Origin of the sequence: Glycomyces luteolus (assembly GCF_027622875.1) — a bacterium.
Taxonomy (GTDB): Bacteria; Actinomycetota; Actinomycetes; order Mycobacteriales; family Micromonosporaceae; genus Glycomyces; species Glycomyces luteolus.
Map to the genome: position 1 here is coordinate 39,101 of NZ_JAPZVP010000003.1, position 16,787 is coordinate 55,887.

Sequence of the window (16,787 nt, forward strand, 5' to 3'; positions counted from 1 at the left end):
CCGAATATCAGTTCGGGCTACTGGGCTCCCTCGGCGCCGTGGCGAACCTCGTCGCCTTTGCCCTGCTGTGGCCTATTCGCTCAGAAAATTGTGCGATTGCTAAACCGGCGGCCGAACTCAGTCGTTCCCGGACATTATCGGTTCCCGCCTGCAGCGAGATAGGCGTGCAGGATCGGACCGTGCCGATTACGTGCCGACGTTTTCCCGACGGTCGGTGGGTTCGCGGCATTGTCGCAGGTAGACGGATACATGTGACGAAATGGTGCACCCGCTTTGGGAGCGGAGAGTTGATTGCCTTTATGGATTCACGGCTGCACCAGCGTAATTGAGGCACCTCTTGACGGCGCTGGTGCTGACGACGTGATGTCAGGTCGGTGCGAATTGGATCGTGCCGGCGATCGTAAAGACGCGGATGATGGCGTCTCGTTGGTCGAGGGAGAGGCGTTCGGCCGCTGGTTGCGATTGCTGACATCCAACGAGCTGACATCAACAGATCTCCGACAAGAACCCGCAACCATGCTGGGCCGGATGTAGCTTTTGGCCTGAGTTATGTCACACATCACAATATGTAGGGGCTCACGGGCCATGATAGGCTATGACCTGGGAAAACGTGGGCCGTAAATCCGTGACCTTAGACCAGTGCCGGAGGTGGTGGGCCTCGGTCCAGGCAACCGGCCGGTCGCAGCCGTGCCAGGCGCAACCATCAGGCTGCTCGAGCTCGAGCTTCCGGCGGAGCGCGGTGTTGGGGAGGCGCTCGGCGCGGCCCAGTTCGACCGCTTCGCCGGTGCGGTAGTTGAAGACGGCGGGGATGATGGCGGCTTCGCAGGCGAGGAGGCGGGCCCGGGCGACGCTGATCGGCTGGCCCTCGAGGAGGGGCAGGCGGCCGGTGTCCTTGCCCTGCAGCGTCTCGATGTCCACCGTCAAATTGAGGGTGGCGGTGTGCCCGTGCCGGGTCGATGCCTGCGGGGAGGCACCGTAGCCGGCAAGGAGCTGGTGCAGAGCCTCGGCGTGGCGGTTCGCCTGCGGGGGCAGCACCCCGTCGGTGTCGGTCTCGTCCTGGCGGGGCGGGGGGCAGGCGGTCTTGAGGTACTTGTCGAGGAGCCGCCCGGTCTCATCGGAGAGTTCCCCGGAGAGCGACCAGAGGCCGTTGCCCTGTTCGCCCAGTTCGATCCACTGCAGGGACTGCTCGCCGAGGCTGTCGAGGAGTTCGGATTCGTCGGCCAGGTTGGCGGCCAGTTCTTCGAGGTGGCGTTGCAGGTCCTTGAAGGGCGCGTGGGTGCAGTACTGGGCGATGAGCGCTTCGGGTGTCTCGCACGTGACGGAGGCGTCGAAGGGCGAGGCGACCGGGGCCTTGAAGGGGGTGCGGGCGAACAGGCGCATCGCCGGGGTCTTCTCGAGCTGGCGGACAGCGTAGGCGACCTGGTCGATCCGGGCTTCCCCTGTCGTTGCCGCCGCTGCCAGGAGGGGGAACGTGCTTGCGAGGCGGGCGATGGCCGCAATGGCGCCTGCGGTGTTGAACGTGAAGTCGAACTGGGAGACCAGGAGATCGCGGAGGGCGGAGAAGCCGAACGCGGAGCGGTGGAGGTTCTGCTCTTTCATCGCGATCACCGTCGACAGGACCTGGGCGTGCTGGGTGTTGATGAGGGCGGCGGCCTCGTCGAGGGTGGAGCGGATGGCTGCGGCCTGGGAGGGCCGGTCGGAGGCCAAGGGAGGGAAGGGGTTCGGGGTGGTGGTGCAGTGGCTCATGGGTCCTTCGCCTCCGTTCCGCATTCTCGAATGATCTGGCTGTTTTCGGTTTCTTGTTCGGTAGTTCAATAATGACAGACCAGGATGGCGGTGTCATCACCCAATGGAGTGAACATTCCATGAGGGACACTCACAGGGAGTGCCCGACCTGCCTGGGCGGCAACGCGAACCGACGAATCCTCCGGCCTTCGCCGCTCGCGCCGACACGCTGCCAGGCGGCCACAGGGCACGCCCCGACCGACTACCGCCCCTTTGTCGCTGCCCGCTTGAACTCCGCACGGCTCGCACCTCGCAGCCGAATCGAGTCCCCGCCCAACCCACCACCGCTTCGTCGCTGCCCGATCCAAATCCGGCCTCACACCGCGCCCGCATAGGCATCACACGCACACGCAAAGCAAAGCGGGGCCGCACCTTCCGGTGCGGCCCCGCTTTGCAATCGCTTAGTGCTTGCCCGACTCGATCTCGTCGCGCCGCTCGGCGCGGCCGTCCTCCGACGGCTCCTCGATCGACTTGAAGAAGCCCTTGTCGGCGGGCGGCAGCGCGCCGATGCGGTTCATCTTCTTCGGCACCACCCAGCCGTTGTACTCCAGCTCGGTGTGGCCGTGCTCGTCCGGCTCGGCCAGCGGCTGGTGCACCTCGTAGAAGCGGCCGTTCGGGTCGCGCATCAGGATGCCCGTCTCCAGGCCGTGCGCGAGGACCTCGCGGTCGTGCTGCTGCAGGCCCAGGCAGATCCGGTACGTCACGTAGTACGCGATGATCGGCATGACCACGAGTCCGATGCGGCCCGCCCAGGTCATGGCGTTCAGGCTGATGTCGAACTGCTCGGCGAACACGTCGTTGCCGCCGGAGATCACGCCGATGATCCAGAAGACCACGACCATGACGCCGAGGCTGGTGCGGCCCGCGTTGTCGCGGGGACGCTGCAGCAGGTTGTGGTGCCCGCGGTCCTTCGTGAACCGCCGCTCCAGCGCCGGGTACAGCAGCGGCAGCATGACGGAGAGGCCCATGCCCACGATGCCCGGCCAGAACACCGGCGGCAGCGTGAAGTACGGCGGGATGCGCAGTTCCCACGCGGGGAACAGGCGGATCAGGCCGTCCAGGTACATGACGTAGAAGTCGGGCTGCGAGGCCGAGGAGACGACCGAGACCTCGTAGGGGCCGAAGAGCCAGATCGGGTTGATCTGGAACAGGCCCGCCATCGCCCCGAGGACGCCCCAGATGAACAGCATGAAGCCGACCTGCTTCATGACGTAGTTCGGGAACATCCGGAAGCCGACCACGTTGTGCTCGGTGCGGCCCGGGCCGGGCCACTGCGTGTGCTTCTGCGCGAATACGAGCCCGATGTGGACCGTGATCAGCGCCAGGATCAGCAGCGGGAACACGAAGACGTGGATGATGTAGAGCATCGAGATCACGCTGGTGCCCGGGAACTGGCCGCCGAACAGCGCCGCCGAGGCCCAGGGACCGATGAACGGGATCGACTCGGTCATGCCCTCCATGATGCGGAGGCCGGTGCCCGAGAGGCCGTCGTCCGGCAGCGAGTAGCCGAAGAAGCCCTCGAAGAAGCCGAGCCAGAACAGCACGATGCCGATCATCCAGTTCGTCTCGCGCGGCGCGCGGAACGCGCCGGTGAAGAAGATCCGGAGCATGTGGACCAGGATCGAGGCCATGAACAGCAGCGTCGACCAGTGGTGCAGCTGGCGCATGAAGAGGCCGCCGCGCACCTCGAACGAGAGGTCCAGGGCCGAGTGGTAGGCCTGCGACATCTCGACGCCCTGCAGCGGCACGTACACGCCGTTGTAGGTCACCTCGACCATCGACGGCTCGAAGAACAGCGCGAGGAAGGTGCCCGAGAGCAGCAGCAGGATGAACGAGAACAGCGCGATCTCGCCCAGGAGGAAGGACCAGTGGTCCGGGAAGACCTTGTTGAACAGGATCCGGGCCGGGAGCGCGAGCTTGAACCGGTCGTCGAGCTCGCCGCCTGCCTTGGTCAGCAGGCTGTCGCTCGTGCCTTTGCGGCGTTTCACTTCTCATCCTCCTCGGGGAGGGACGGGCGGTTCCAGAACGCCGGCCCCGGGGGCACCAGGAAGTCCGACTTCGCGATGAAGAAGCCTTCCTCGTCGACGGTGAACGGCAGCATCGGCAGGTGCCGGGTGGCCGGGCCGAAGACGGGGGCGGCGTTGTCGACCACGTTGAACTGCGACTGGTGGCACGGGCACAGCAGCCGCTGGCTCTGCTGCTCGTAGAGGCTGGTCGGGCAGCCGACGTGGGTGCAGATCTTCGAATAGGCCACGAAGTTGCCCCAGAGCGCGTCGACGTCCTGGTACATCGGGTACAGGTTCCCCCGCAGGACTTCGGCGTCGGCGTCGCGCAGGTGGATCAGCAGCACCGGCGAGGTCGGGTGCTGGTTGGTCGCGCCGTGGTCGATCGCCGGGTAGACGGTGATCTGACCACCGACGGAGACCATGTCGGGGCGCACCAGGGCGCCGTCCTTCATCATGAAGCGGATCGGCTCGCCGTCGTTGTGCTTCTCGGCGTTCCAGCCGGTGACGGTGAGCATGTCGCCCGGGTCCTTGATGAGCGCGCCCAGCGGGGCGATCGCGGCCAGGCCGAGCGGCGCGGCGCCCAGGAGGGCGGCCTTCACCAGGAACGGCCGGCGCTTGAGGCCCATGTCCTCGACCATGTTGTCCACGGTCGCCTCGGCGATCTTGCGGTCGTCCGAAGACGAGCCGCCGTCGTGGCGGTCCTGGATCAGCTCCTCGACCGGGAGCAGCTTCTTCGCCCAGGTGAGCACGCCGACGGCGAAGAACAGCAGCGAGAGTCCGAGCGTGGTGCCGAGCACCGGCGTGTACCAGGTCTGGAGGTCGCGCCAGGTGGCCGCGCCCTCGTACTCCCAGGGCCACCAGATGTAGGCCGCCACGAACGCGGTCGCGAAGAGGCCGGAGAACAGGAACAGGCCGCTGACGATGCGCTCCATGCGCTTCTCGGCTTTGGTCCCCGGCTTCGCGAAACGCGGCTCGTAGTGAATGATCTCGATGTCGTCGCGACGCAGGCCCTCTTTGTAGACCTCGAAGCGGCTGAGCTTCGGGTTGCTCAGGTCCACCGGTTCGGGCGGGTTGCTGTCGTTGTGGGCACTCACGATTTACCTGCAATCCAGAGCGTGGTCAGCAGGAGCGCGGTCATGCCGACCAGGAAGATGGCCAGTCCTTCGGTGGCCGGTCCGAAACGGCCGAGAGTGAACACCCCGCCCGGGTCCCTGTCCTCGTTCACGAGGTACTGGACGTAGGCGATGAGTTCGGCCTTCTGCTCGGGGGTGAGCTCGTTGTCGGCGAAGACCGGCATGTTCTGCGGGCCGGTGAGCATCGCCTGGTAGATCTCGTCGTTGCTGACGCCCTCCAGGGAGGGGGCGTGCGCACCTGAGGAGAGGGCGCCGCCGCCGCCGGCGTAGCCGTGGCAGGAGGAGCAGTTGACGCGGTAGAGCTCGCCGCCCGCGGCCACGTCGGCATCCTCGACCATCGCGTCGAGGTCGTCGGGGGTCCCGGCGCCGCCGCCGAGGTACTCGATGTAGGCCCCGAGCCACGCGGCCTCTTCTTCGGTGAAGACCGGGTAGTTCGTGCTGGGGGCCTGAGCGCCCTGCGCGGCCATCGGCATGCGGCCGGTGTTCACCTGGAACTCGACGGCGGCGGAGCCGACGCCGATGAGGCTCGGTCCGCGCCCTTCGACGCCTTCGCCGTTATCGCCGTGGCAGGTGATGCAGCTGGTGTCGTAGAGTTCCTGGCCCTTGACGGCCTCGGAGTCGATCGCGTTGGCCTCGGACTCCTGGGCGTACAGGCTCGGGGAGAACGCCGAGTAGAGCCCTCCGACGATGACCAGTGCGCCGGTGAACCTGGCCAGCGCGCCGAGGCGCTTGCGCCAGCCTCGCCGGCGTTTCGCTGATGCAGCCACGGTTGTTGCCTCACCTTTTATCTAGCTCTCGGACCGGACGGGGCCCTGTTCGGTCCCGGTTCGGCCGGCGGCCGCCTCCGGGCGGCGGCCGTCGCATTTCTCGGATGCGGCTCCGGCGGGGCCGGAGCCTGACTTGCTTCGGGTCAGTTCACAGGCGAACCGGCCGGGGTGTTTCAGTACTGGGCCATCGGAAGGAAGTAGATCACGGCGAAGAGCGCGATCCAGACCACGTCGACGAAGTGCCAGTAGTAGGACACCACGATGGACGCGGTGGCCTGGGCGGGGTTGAAGCGCCCCATCGTCGTGCGGATGAGGTAGACGATGAAGGCGACGAGGCCGCCGGTCACGTGGAGACCGTGGAAGCCGGTCGTCAGGTAGAACATCGTCCAGTAGCCGTCGGCCGAGATCGAGTGGCCTTCGGTGACCAGGTTCCGGTACTCGTTCACCTGGCCCAGGACGAAGACGAGCCCCATCACGAACGTGACCGCGAACCAGAGCCGCAGCTTGTACACGTCGCCACGCTCGGCGGCGAAGACGCCCAGCTGGCAGGTGATCGAGGAGGCCACGAGGATCACGGTGAACACCAGCGCGTACGGGATCGTCAGGTGCTCGTATCCGGCCTCGTACATCGCGGGGGCGGCGGCCTGGATGGAGAAGTACATCGCGAACAGGCCCGCAAAGAACATCAGTTCGCTGCTCAACCACACGATGGTGCCGACACTGACGACGTTGGGCCGCGTCAGTGAGTGGATACGGCTGGGGTCGATAGTTGCTTCGGCGGCAGTCACGCGCACATTATTACGGTCCGGCGGGCCCAAGCTGCGCATGGGGTGTGTTTTTCGCGCGTGTCGAGCGGTTGTAGGCTCCCAGGCTTCTCACATCAAGTGCCCAGGTCATTCCAGGTTCGGCCAATGTGGGCACTCGGTTCGGGGGAAGTGGCCGCGCCGGTCTTCCCATTTCAGTGTGGCCGGTTTAATATGCGAGGCGTGACTACCTCAACGTCTGAGTACGCGGTCCTGCTGTACAGCCATCGACCCGCGGTCATCGAGCAGATGCGCTCGGCGATCGGCGAGGAGCCGGTGGAGGGGGTGAAGATCGAGTACGCCGTCGCGAGCGAGTACGACGAGGCGGTGTCGCTGATCGACAAGTACGCCGTGGACCTGGTGCTGCTCGACGGCGAGGCGCAGCCCGCGGGCGGGCTGGGGATCGCCCGGCAGCTGCGGGACGAGTTCGACGAGCCGCCGACGCTGGCCGTCGTGGTGGCTCGTGCCGCGGACCGGTGGCTGGCGGCGTGGTCGCGGGCGGATGCGGTGCTCATGCACCCCCTTAACCCCGTGACAACCGGGCAGACGGTTGTAGACTTGCTGGTCAGCCGCGCAGAAGGCGTGGCGCCGGCGCAGCGCGCCGCCTGACCTCCCCTTTTCAGGAGTCCTTATGTCTAGTGCGACCTGGCCTGACGTTCTCGGCCGCCTTTCGAACGGCGACCATCTCGATGAGGCCAGCGCGGACTGGGCGATGGCCCAGATCATGGCGGGGAACGCCGATCCGGCGCAGTTGGCGGCGTTCGCGGTGCTGCTGCGCTCAAAGGGTGAGACGCCCGAGGAGATCGGGGCGATCGCGGGCCGGATGCTGGCGGAGACGACGCGTCTGGACCTGTCGGACCTGGGCGTCGCGGTGGACATCGTGGGGACCGGCGGCGACGGGTCGAACTCGGTGAACATCTCGACGATGGCGGCGATCGTGGTCGCCGCGTCGGGTGTGCCGGTGATCAAGCACGGTAACCGTTCGGCGTCGTCGAGCGTGGGTTCGGCGGACCTGCTGGAGGCGCTGGGCGTGGACCTGGAGGCCACGGCCGAGCGGGTGGAGGCCTCGGTGCGCGAGATCGGCATCGGCTTCGCGTTCGCGCGGACGTTCCACCCGGGGATGCGGCATGCGGGCCCGGTGCGGGCCGCGCTGGGTATTCCGACGGTGTTCAACCTGCTCGGGCCGCTGACGAACCCGGGTCAGCCGGCGGCGGGCCTGATCGGCTGCGCGGACCCGGTGAAGGCGCCGCTCATGGCGCAGGTGTTCGCGGCGCGGGGCGCTTCGGTGTTCGTGGTGCGCGGCGACGACGGCCTGGACGAGATCTCGACCTCGGCGACGACCTCCGAGTGGGTGGTGTCGGGCGGGCGGGTCTCGCAGGGCTCGATCGACATCGAGGAGTTCGGCCTGATGCAGGCCGGGCCGGAGGCGCTTCGCGGCGGCGACATCGTGTTCAACACGGCGGTGGCGCGCGAGGTGTTCGCGGGCGGGAACCGACCGGTGCGGGACGCGGTGCTCATCAACGCGGCGGCGGCCCTGGCGTCGCGGCAGGGCCTGATCGATGGCGTCGATCTGCATGACGTGAAGACCCGCAAGGGCCTGCTGGAGTCGAACCTCGTCCTGGCGGCGAAGGCCATCGACGAGGGCAAGGCGACCGAGCTGATCGAGCGCTGGGCCGAGTTCAGCAAGCAGTAACGCGAAACGTCAAGGGCGGGGGGCGCATTGCGCCTCCCGCCTTTTCGCGTGTCCGGCTACGTGTACTTCTTGAGCTCGCCCTCGGAGGGGAGCGAGGTCGGCTTGGATTGCGGCAGTTCGGTTCTGATGAGGACGCAGCCGCATTCCTCGCAGCGGATGACCTCGTCGATCGGGGCGGACTTGATCGGGATCATGTCGGCCGGGGACTTCTCGAGCCGGCAGGAGCCGCACCGGCGGCCGACGAGTTCGGCGGCGGCGATGGGCTGCTTCGCGTGGATGCGCTCGTAGAGCTCCACGAGCCGGTCGGGGATGTTGATGACGAGCGCCTCGCGCGTGGAGGTCGCGTCGGCGGTCTCGGCGTCGATCTCCCCGAGCTGGCGGCCGCGGTCGGCCTCGGCGTCGGCGAGGACCTGGCGCGACTCCTCGACCTGGCGGCGGATGTCGGTGAGCTCGGCTTCGAGGCCTTCGCGGCGCTCCATGAGCTCGAGCTCGTCGTCTTCGAGGCTGCCCTGGCGCCGGGCGAGGGACTCGAGTTCGCTCTGCAGCCCTTCGAGTTCCTTCGCGGTGGCGGCGCCGGACGCCATGCGGGCGCGGTCGTTTTCGGCGCGTTTGGTGACGAGCTCGACCTCGCGTTCGACGCGTTCGATGTCGCGGTCGAGGTCGGCGAGGTCGCCCGTGAGGTTCGCGGCCTTGTCGGCGAGGGCGCGCTGGCGCTGGACGGCCGTGGCGTAGGCCGGGTCGGCGTCGAGCTTCTTGCGGCGCTGGCCCAGCTGGGTGAGCTGGGTGTCGACCGCCTGGAGTTCGAGCAGTCGGCGCTGATCGAAAAGGTCGGCTTTCAACCTAGTTCACCCCGGTTTTCTGATGGATGGTCCACGGATCGGTGTCGAGGTCGGAGACGAGGACGTCGTCGACCAGACGGGACAGTTGCTCGGCAACGATATCGAGCCACGGTCGCTCGGTGGCCCAGTGGGCGGCGTCGATGAGGGCCGGGCCGCTCCGGGCGAGGTGCTCGCTCGCCGGATGGTGGCGGAGATCGGCGGTCAGATAGGCGTTGGCGCCCGCCGCGAGGGCGTCGGCGAGGTAGGAGTCGCCGGCGCCGCCGCAGACGGCGACGGTGCTGACCTGCCGGTCGGGGTCGCCCGCGGCGCGGACGCCGCTGACCGTCGAAGGGAGGGCCTTCGCGGCGCGTTCGAGGAGCGCGCCGAGGGTGAGCGGGGCGGGGAGGCGCCCGATGCGGCCGATGCCGCGGCCGGAGCCGTGGTGCTCGGCGTCGGTGAGCGGCCGCAGGGGCCTGAGGTCGACGAGACCGAGCCGGTCGGCGAGGGCGTCGGAGACCCCGGGGTTCGCGACGTCGGCGTTGGTGTGGGCGACGTAGAGGCCCATGCCGGACTCGATGAGGGTGTGGACGAGGTCGCCCTTGTAGTCGGCGGCGGGGTCGAGGCTGGAGACGCCGCGCAGGAGGAGGGGGTGGTGGGCGACGATGAGGTCGCAGTCGTTCTCGATGGCTTCGATGACGGTGGCGGGCACGACGTCCACGACGCAGAGGATTCTGCGGACGGAGTTGCCGCCGCGGCCGCAGACGAGTCCGACCCGGTCCCAGTCCTCGGCCCAGCGACGCGGGTACAGGTCGTCGAGTGCAGCGGTGATCTCGCTGAGCGTGCGCATCTTTGCAGTTTAGGGCGGTGCCCGGAGCTCGAGCAGCTTGGCTCCGGACACCGTCCAACGCACCTTGCCGGTGCAGCCGATGGCGACTAGTTCAGGGCGCCGACCTCCTCGGCGAGGCGGCGCAGGTCTTGGGCCGGTTCGCCCTTGGTGCGATGCAGGATCTGATCGATGAGCTCGATCGCGACCGGGCGGCAGCGCACCTCGGCCGGGGCGTGGCGGTCGGCCGTCACGAGGTGGCGGCTGGCCCGTTCCATGTCCCCCACCTGGACGCACGCGCGCGTCATGTCGAGGTGGTGGTGCGCGCGCCGCTCGGCCACGAGATCGGCCAAGGCGGCGGGCGGGATGCGGTCGTGGACGGCGAGGGCGTCGCCGCCTTCGCCGAGTTCGACGAACGCGGCGGCGCGGTGGACCATGACATTGGTCGGACCGAAGGACGTGTAGTAGTAGTTGGCGTCGCGGCCGAGGATGTTGGCGGCGCGCGAGGCGCTGTCGAGCAGGTCGCCGCTGGTGGTGCCGTCGCCGGCGAGGGCGGCGGCCATGGCGCCTTGGAGGAGGAGGGCGCCGTAGACGCTGATCTGGGCAGGGGTGGAGTTCTCGCCGCCGAACTCTGAGATGAGGCCGTGGGCGACTTGGACGTTGAGGTCGAGTGCGGCCTGGTGGCGCCCGAGTGCCCTGAGCGCGTTGGCGACCCGTGTCGTGGCGATGCCGGCGAGGAGCGGGTCGTTGCCGCGGTTGGCGGCGGAGATGGCGCGGTCGGCGGCGAGCCAGGCGAGTTGGGCCTCACCGAGTTTGCGGAGCACGGTCGAGGCGATCTGGTAGACCTGCGTCATGAGTTCGGCGGCGTCGGCGCTGCTCCCGCCGACGGGGCGGTCTTCGGCGACGGGAGTGTCGCGCAGGAGCTGGATGAGCGAGCGGGCGACGACCGGGTAGTGGCCCTTCTCGAAGGCGAGCCAGCAGTAGTTGACGGATCCGCGGAGTTCGGGGATCGGGGTGGATTCGATCGGTGCGGCTTCGAGGAAGCGTCCGAGGCGTTCGTAGCGTTCGAGCGATTGCCGGATGGATTCGACTTCGACCTGGTCGAGGCAGCCGCCGAGGCCGGGGCGCCGTCGGGGTTCGCGGCCGAGCAGCTGCCCGGCGTCGATGCTGAGGGCTTCGGCGAGTTCGGTGATGACCGAGTACTTGTCGAGGCGGCGGACGCCGCGTTCGATCTTGTCGACCCAGCTCTTGGACTTGCCGATGCGGTCGGCGAAGACTTGCTGGGACATGCCTCGGCGTTGTCGCCAATAGGCGACGCGCCGTCCCATCGGTTGTGTTTCGGACTCCATGTCAGACCCCACCGTCTATATAGGAGTTGGATGCGGATGGCCGTGTCGTTCGGTGTTCGGTGTGGCGGCCGTTCCTCCGGCCATGAGTCACGGCCGCCTCGTCGGAGCGCCTGCGCTTGTCAGCTGTGCTCGGTTGTCTTGACCCGCACGGGCCCGGTGTCCTTTGGGGGCCGTGCCCTTTGGAGACTCCGGGTCTGTCGCCTTTGGCGTTCCGACACTAACTGTTTACCGTCTTTTACCTTCCGGCACAACGGCCGCCAGCTGCCAATATCACGCTGCGCTTGAAGACGCTTACAGTGTTACTCGGCTGCAGCGCGTAGTAGCCGGTTATCAGGGGTTATGCCGGGTTTCGGTCGCCCGTTCGCGGGAAATCTGCACATGCAACGTGTCGATTCAAGGGCCTCCCTCGTTGTGTCAGATATGAGACACAACCGAGTCGTCGCGCGTCGCGAACATCGACGCGCCTTCCGCAGGGCCTTCTTGACGGCCGCCATCGCCACCGCGGCGGCTTCCGCGCTGGGCTACGCGATCGCCTTCTCTCCGCTCGCCGGGTGGGTGACGACGGGCATCGCCGCGGCGGTCGCCGCGACCCTCTGGGTGGAGTCGCGCGGCCGGGCCGTATCGGCCCCGCCGGTCACCCCCGTCTACTACTTCGGGCAGCAGGGCGACGACTGAGAACGGACCCGCGGGCCATCGGCGCCTCCCGGCCCGCGGGCACCGCTCTCCCCGAAGGCCGGGCACGGACAGCGGCGGCCGCTCCACCAGGCGGCCGCCGCGTCGCGGTCTGGATCAGTTGAGGCGGACCACCAGGCACTTGCCGCCCTGGTAGACGCCGCCGTCGACGTTGAGCACGAGTCCGTCGCAGTAGCGGCGGGCCTGCGTGACCTGGCTCGGCTCCAGCTCGGTCGTATCCGGGATCGTTGAATGGCCGTGCACGAGCTCCTCGCCGCCGAACGAGCGGAGCATCCCGCGCACCCGCGCGGGCCCGTCGGGGCCCATGAACTCGTGGCGGCGGGTCAGCTCGCGGAACAGCTGCCACCACTCCTCCGGCTCGTCCGCGGCCATGATCTTGCGGACAGCCGAGTTCACCGCCTCTTCGCTGCGGCCGTAGGCGAGATACGACTCGGTGTCGGCGTGCACGAGGAGGACGTCGCTCGCGACGTGGAGCACGCGCCGGGTCTCGAGCCACTTCACCTCGTCGTCGGTGAGGTCGCCGAGCTCGTCCTCGAAGCCGCCGTTGAGGACCCACCAGTGCAGGAACTGCCGGTCCTGGCCGTCGACGTCGGTGAAGGACACGTCGCCGAAGCGGCGCGAGCCGAGCAGCAGCACCTCGTGGTTGCCGATGAGCGTGTCGACGTGCCCGCCCTCGGCGGCCGCCTGGTCCGCGAGCTTGCGCAGCAGCCGCACGACGGCCACGCCCTCCTCGCCGCGGTCGAACAGGTCCCCGAGAATCCACAATCGAGCGGGGCCGCCCGCCCATTCGGCGTTCTCGTCCACCAGTCCGTGACCTCGCAGCGACTCGACGAGCGCGTCGTAGTGGCCGTGGATGTCGCTGGCCACGAACAGCGGACTGGTATCAGACATGGGCTCGATATTAATCCGGCGCGGACCCCTTCGGTGAAGTTGCGGGCCGCTCTCTGCTCCGGCCGCATCCGCCGCGGGTCGCCCGCCCCATTGCGCTTGCCGACCGGCAAGGGCCCAGAATAGGATTCGGCCACCGCCATTTTGGGCAGCACCGTCGGCGGCCTTGCCGGCGAGCCGGCGAAGCCGGCCCGCCCGCCGCTGATGCCAGCGCCGGTCCGACCGCAGCGAGGAGCCTCCGTGACCGAGAACCCGTTCCTGTCCCCTTCCGAACTCCCCTACCAGCTCCCGCCGTTCGCGGCGGTCGCGACCGAGCACTACCTGCCCGCGTTCGAGCAGGGCATGGCCGAGCAGCTCAAGGCCGTCGATGCGATCGCCGGGAACGGCGAGGAGCCGACGTTCGCGAACACGGTCGTGGCGCTGGAGCGGTCCGGTCTCGGCACGCTCAAGCGGGTCGCCCTGGTGTTCTTCAACAAGCTCTCCTCGGACACCGACGACGACCTGAACGCGATCGAGTCCGAGATCAGCCCCAAGCTCGCCGCGCACGCGGACAAGATCCTGCTCAACGCGGCGCTGTTCGCGCGCATCGAGGCGCTCTGGGAGCAGCGGGACAAGCTGGGTCTCGACGAGCAGGACGAGCGGCTGCTCGAGCGGTACCGGACCGAGTTCGTGCGCGGCGGCGCCGCGCTCGACGCGGACGGCAAAGAGCGGCTCTCGGCGATCAACACCGAGCTGGCCGAGCTCGCCTCCAAGTTCAACCAGCAGATCCTCACCGACATCAACGACGCGGCCGTGCACGTCACGGACCGCGCCGAGCTCGACGGGCTCGGGGAGGACCAGATCGGGGCCGCCGCGGCGGCCGCGAAGGAGCGCGGCCTCGACGGCTGGCTCATCACGCAGTCGAACTTCTCGCGCCACCCGCTCCTGGAGGACCTGAAGGACCGGGGCCTGCGGGAGCGGCTGTACAAGGCCACGATCGGGCGCGGCGCCGGGAACGCCGAGACGCTGCTGCGGATGGTGCGGCTGCGCGCCGAGAAGGCGCGGCTGCTCGGCTTCGAGCACTTCGCCGCGTACATCGCCGCGGACCAGACCGCCGGGAACGCCGGGATCATCGGCGAGCGCCTCGCCGGGCTCGCCGAGGCCTCGGTGCGCAACGCGCGCCGCGAGGCCGCCGAGCTGCAGGAGGTCATCGACGCCGACGGCGACGGCTTCCAGCTCGCCGCGTGGGACTGGTCGTTCTACGCCAAGCAGGTGCGCCAGGCCAAGTACGGCTTCGACGCCGAAGCGCTCAAGCCGTACCTCGAACTCGACCGCGTGCTCGTGGACGGGGTCTTCTACGCCGCCGAGCAGGAGTTCGGCCTCACCTTCGAAGAACGCAAGGACCTCGCCGGGTACCACCCGGAGGCCACGGTGTGGGAGGTCTTCGACAGCGGCGAGCCGCTGGGGCTGTTCGTGGGCGACTTCTTCACGCGCGACTCGAAGAAGGGCGGCGCGTGGATGAACCCGCTCGTCGTCCAGTCCGACCTCACGGGCGACAGACCGGTCGTGGTGAACAACCTCAACGTGGTCAAGCCCTCCGAGGGGCAGCCGGCGCTCGTCACCGTCGACAACGTGACGACGCTGTTCCACGAGTTCGGGCACGCCCTCCACGGGCTGCTCTCGGCCTGCCGCTACCCGAAGACCTCGATGACCTCGACGCCGCGCGACTTCGTCGAGTACCCGTCGCAGGTCAACGAGATGTGGGAGGACTGGCCGGAGGTCACCGCGAACTACATGCGCCACTACGAGACCGGCGAGCCCGCCCCGGCCGAGCTGATCGCGCAGTGGAAGGCCGCAGGCAAGTTCGGCGAGGGCTTCGCGTCCACCGAGTACCTCGGTGCGGCGCTGCTCGACCAGGCCTGGCACCGGCTCACCCCCGAGGACGTGCCCGACGGCGGCGACGACCCGCACGCGGTCGTGGAGGCCTTCGAGCGCAAGGCTCTTGAGGACGCCGGGATCTACTTGCCGGAGATCGCCCCGCGCTACCGCTCGGGCTACTTCGCGCACATCTCGATCGGCTACGCCGCCGGGTACTACTCCTACATCTGGTCGGAGATCCTCGACGCCGACACGGTGGAGTGGTTCAAGGAGAACGGCGGCCTCACCCGCGAGAACGGCGACCACTTCCGTGCCACGCTGCTCAGCAAGGGCGGCTCGATCGACCCGATGGAGTCCTACCGCCGCTTCCGAGGCAGGGACGCCGAGATCGAACCGCTGCTGGAGCGCAGGGGCCTGAAGTAGGCAGACGAAAAGGCCCGCACGACTTCCCCCGAGGTCGTGCGGGTTTGTTCGCCTACAGCGCCATGGCCTTCTCCCACGGTGAGGGCACCGGGAAGTACGACTCGAGGAAGCGCCGCATCATCGCCGAGCGCTCGTCCGCGAGGTCCTCGGGGAGCCCGGCGTCGTTGATGCAGAACGTGTCCCGGTCGCGCCGCTCCAGCAGGAGCTCCAACCGCTCGGCCACGTCGGGCATCCCCAGCTCCACGTACGCGTCCTGGGCCTCGCCCGCCACCGCGCGGCCGGTGAAGGACGCGTAGTAGTGCTGCAGGGTCACCGTCGAGACGTCCGTGACGTTCCGGAACGAGCTCCGGGCGGTGCGCGTCAGGTCCTCCGAGAACTCCTTCTCGACCTCGGCGAGCACGCTGCGCTGCAACGGGTACGGCACGTGCTTCATCATCCGCGAGATGGTCCGCCCGAACGCCCGCTCCAGCAGCGCCCGGTCGTTCTTGAACGCCGCGTTCGGCGGCGAGTCGGCCGTGCTCACCGGGTCCATCCCGATGAACGTCTGCGCCGGGAAGAACCGCGCGATCCCGCTCGGCTCGAAGAACAGCCGCGGGTCGAGCGGCTTCCCGACGAACATGTCGTCGTTGAAGTACAGGAAGTGCTCCGAGAGCCCCTCGATGCGGTGCAGCTGCGTCTCGATCGCGTGCGAGTTGAAGGTGGGCAGGCAGTCCGGGTCGTCGAACAGGTCGCGGTGGTCCACCACCGTGATCCCCGGGGCGTCCGCGTCGAGCCAGTGCGGTCGCTGCTGGTCGGTCACCAGGTACACGTGCCGCACCCAAGGCGCGTTCAAGTGCAGGGACCGCAGCGAGAACCGCAGCTCCTCGCGGTCGTGGAAGCGCGCCGCGTTGGCGGACTCGGCGTGGTACGGCGACTGGTCGGCCTCGGCGCGGCGGCGCAGCCAGGCGTGGTCCGCGCCGTCCACCCACGTGTAGACCACGTCGATCGGGAAGTCCACCAGGTCGAGCCCCGGCCGCGCGAACTCCGGCCGCGTCGACACGCGCGGCAGGCCCGCGCGCGGCCCGGCCGCCAGCGCCGTGAAGAGGCGCCCGGGGGCGGTGACCCGGGCGCCGTCGTCGCGGACGACGGGACTGATGCGGTTGTGTCTGGGGGCCAGGAGGTGTCCGTCGCCGGTGGACGTCCAGAACTCGACGTCGCAGCCGTAGTCGGCGCCGAAGAGGAGCTCGCGGGCGGCGTCGGTCCAGAGCCAGGAGGCGCGGACCATCGGCACGTCGCCCATGTCGGCGCGGCGGGCCCACTGGGGACGGTTGAGGCCGAGCTCGGATTCGCGGAAAGCGGGTTCGGGCGCGGCGAGGCGTCCGCCGGTGGAGTCGCAGAGCATGGCGAGGGCGGTGAGGACGCGCTGGCGGTCGGCGGCGTTGACGGCGAGCACCGGCCGGGTCAGGCTGAAGCCGGGCACGGCGAAGGAGTCGACGCCGGCGGCGGTGAGGATCGCGGTGACGATCTCGAGGTTGCGGCGCCAGACTTCGAGCGGTGTGGGTTCGGCGAGCGTGTAGGCCGGGCGGATCTCGCCCTGGTGGAGGAGATGGGCGGCGGCGAGGTCGGAGAAGTAGCCGTACGGTTCGGTGACTTCGGTGCGGGCCTTGGCACTCGGTCGCGCGTGGGCGCTGTGCGGTTCCATGGGCCGGGGGTCGGTGAGTTCCACCGCTTCGTGAAGCGGGGGGATGCATTCGGCCGCTCGGGTTGCGA

At 68.6% G+C, this 16,787-nt stretch carries 14 protein-coding genes; 4 read left to right on the forward strand and 10 right to left on the reverse strand.

The features are described from left to right. Positions 1 to 576 precede the first annotated feature (576 nt). The 5 genes from O1R50_RS04060 to ctaE all read right to left on the reverse strand — a co-directional run bounded on the left by O1R50_RS04060 (position 577) and on the right by ctaE (position 6,479). Positions 577 to 1,746, reverse strand: a complete 1,170-nt coding sequence (locus O1R50_RS04060; protein ID WP_270108597.1) for a DUF222 domain-containing protein — start codon at positions 1,744 to 1,746, stop codon at positions 577 to 579. 440 nt (positions 1,747 to 2,186) lie between these two features. Next, positions 2,187 to 3,773, reverse strand: a complete 1,587-nt coding sequence (gene qcrB / locus O1R50_RS04065) for a cytochrome bc1 complex cytochrome b subunit (RefSeq protein WP_270108598.1) — start codon at positions 3,771 to 3,773, stop codon at positions 2,187 to 2,189. Beyond that, positions 3,770 to 4,885, reverse strand: a complete 1,116-nt coding sequence (gene qcrA / locus O1R50_RS04070) for a cytochrome bc1 complex Rieske iron-sulfur subunit (protein WP_270108600.1) — start codon at positions 4,883 to 4,885, stop codon at positions 3,770 to 3,772. The genes qcrB and qcrA overlap by 4 nt, the downstream gene beginning before the upstream one ends. Further along, on the reverse strand, positions 4,882 to 5,691 hold the full coding sequence (qcrC, locus tag O1R50_RS04075; protein WP_270108601.1) for a cytochrome bc1 complex diheme cytochrome c subunit: 810 nt from the start codon (positions 5,689 to 5,691) through the stop codon (positions 4,882 to 4,884). The genes qcrA and qcrC overlap by 4 nt, the downstream gene beginning before the upstream one ends. A gap of 173 nt (positions 5,692 to 5,864) precedes the next feature. Next, complete coding sequence (gene ctaE / locus O1R50_RS04080) at positions 5,865 to 6,479, reverse strand: aa3-type cytochrome oxidase subunit III (RefSeq protein ID WP_270108602.1); 615 nt, start codon at positions 6,477 to 6,479, stop codon at positions 5,865 to 5,867. 264 nt (positions 6,480 to 6,743) lie between these two features. On the opposite strand from ctaE, the gene O1R50_RS04085 reads away from it, so the two are divergent. After that, positions 6,744 to 7,103, forward strand: coding sequence for a hypothetical protein (locus tag O1R50_RS04085; protein ID WP_408612601.1), 360 nt, complete (start codon positions 6,744 to 6,746; stop codon positions 7,101 to 7,103). Positions 7,104 to 7,125: 22 nt separating this feature from the next. Continuing rightward, positions 7,126 to 8,187, forward strand: a complete 1,062-nt coding sequence (gene trpD / locus O1R50_RS04090; protein WP_270108604.1) for an anthranilate phosphoribosyltransferase — start codon at positions 7,126 to 7,128, stop codon at positions 8,185 to 8,187. A gap of 56 nt (positions 8,188 to 8,243) precedes the next feature. Here trpD and O1R50_RS04095 read toward each other — a convergent pair whose 3' ends face one another. From O1R50_RS04095 to O1R50_RS04105, 3 genes are all read right to left on the reverse strand, one after another. Beyond that, positions 8,244 to 9,026: a zinc ribbon domain-containing protein gene (locus tag O1R50_RS04095; protein WP_270108605.1), complete on the reverse strand. Its 783-nt coding sequence runs from the start codon at positions 9,024 to 9,026 to the stop codon at positions 8,244 to 8,246. Between the two features lies 1 nt (position 9,027). Beyond that, positions 9,028 to 9,852: a Nif3-like dinuclear metal center hexameric protein gene (locus O1R50_RS04100; RefSeq protein WP_270108606.1), complete on the reverse strand. Its 825-nt coding sequence runs from the start codon at positions 9,850 to 9,852 to the stop codon at positions 9,028 to 9,030. An 86-nt stretch (positions 9,853 to 9,938) separates the two neighbouring features. After that, positions 9,939 to 11,177, reverse strand: coding sequence for a helix-turn-helix domain-containing protein (locus O1R50_RS04105; RefSeq protein ID WP_333490251.1), 1,239 nt, complete (start codon positions 11,175 to 11,177; stop codon positions 9,939 to 9,941). Positions 11,178 to 11,597: 420 nt separating this feature from the next. On the opposite strand from O1R50_RS04105, the gene O1R50_RS04110 reads away from it, so the two are divergent. Continuing rightward, positions 11,598 to 11,852: a hypothetical protein gene (locus O1R50_RS04110; protein ID WP_270108607.1), complete on the forward strand. Its 255-nt coding sequence runs from the start codon at positions 11,598 to 11,600 to the stop codon at positions 11,850 to 11,852. A 114-nt stretch (positions 11,853 to 11,966) separates the two neighbouring features. Here the strand turns inward: O1R50_RS04110 and O1R50_RS04115 are convergent, their stop codons facing one another. Continuing rightward, complete coding sequence (locus O1R50_RS04115; protein WP_270108608.1) at positions 11,967 to 12,761, reverse strand: metallophosphoesterase; 795 nt, start codon at positions 12,759 to 12,761, stop codon at positions 11,967 to 11,969. Between the two features lie 201 nt (positions 12,762 to 12,962). Here O1R50_RS04115 and O1R50_RS04120 point away from each other — a divergent pair, with 201 nt between their 5' ends. Continuing rightward, positions 12,963 to 15,038 (forward strand): M3 family metallopeptidase, encoded by a 2,076-nt coding sequence (locus O1R50_RS04120; RefSeq protein WP_408612598.1) that lies wholly within the window; start codon positions 12,963 to 12,965, stop codon positions 15,036 to 15,038. A gap of 52 nt (positions 15,039 to 15,090) precedes the next feature. On the opposite strand, the gene O1R50_RS04125 is transcribed toward O1R50_RS04120, so the two are convergent. Next, entirely contained in the window at positions 15,091 to 16,719 is a 1,629-nt protein-coding gene (locus O1R50_RS04125; RefSeq protein ID WP_270108610.1) for a stealth family protein, read from the reverse strand. Positions 16,720 to 16,787: the final 68 nt, after the last annotated feature.